General features: G+C 65.3%; 1 protein-coding gene. It reads right to left on the reverse strand.

What is annotated here, in order from left to right; all coding sequences use genetic code 11:
• Nucleotides 1-119: 119 nt before the first annotated feature.
• Complete coding sequence (locus IH26_RS0152560) at nt 120-671, reverse strand: chemotaxis protein CheW (RefSeq protein ID WP_030443820.1); 552 nt, start codon at nt 669-671, stop codon at nt 120-122.
• Between the last annotated feature and the right edge of the window lie 58 nt (nt 672-729).

A 729-nucleotide genomic window follows, 5' to 3' on the forward strand; every position in this document is an offset into this window, starting at 1 on the left:
CCCGGCGACCAGCGCCTCCTTGCCGGGTGGGAGCCGGATGCCGGTCTCGCGGTGGAGCACGCCGGTGATATAGGCGAACTCGTTCGATCCGATCTCGCGACTTCTCAAGGCTTGCTGCATCAGGATCCTTCTGGCGACTCGAGCGATTCCGTGGACTGGTCTCCGGCCCGGGCCGCTTCGCCGAGGCTGACCATCTCGCTGATCGACAGAACCTGGCCCACGTCAAGCAGAATCAGGAAATCGCCGTCCCGCCGGGCCATGCCGCTGATGTAGTCGGCACGGATACCGGAGCCGAACGACGGCGCCGGCTCGATGTCCCCCTCGGTCAACTCGACGACCTTGTTCACCGAGTCGACCAGGATCCCGATGTCCTGCCCGTCGCCCTCGCCCTCCTCGAGCCCGATGTCATCGAGGTGCACGATGATGATGCTGGTCCGGCGGCGCACCGTGGTGTCACCCCGATCGAACCGGATAGCCAGGTCGATAACGGGCACCGCCCGCCCCCGCAGATTGATCACCCCGCGGATGAACGGCGGCATCATCGGCACCACGGTCAGGTGCCGGTACTCCAGAATCTCGAGCACGTGAAAGATGTCGACCGCGTACGCCTCGTCATTCAGCGTGAAAGTCAGGAAGCGGCCGGAGCCCACCCGGGCCAACGTGTCGGTCACCGCATGTCCTCTCGGTCGGTGGTCGTGCGCACCATCCGACCATCAGTTCGGCACGTCA

Origin of the sequence: Actinoplanes subtropicus, from assembly GCF_000721705.1 — a bacterium.
In the GTDB taxonomy this organism is placed as follows: domain Bacteria; phylum Actinomycetota; class Actinomycetes; order Mycobacteriales; family Micromonosporaceae; genus Actinoplanes; species Actinoplanes subtropicus.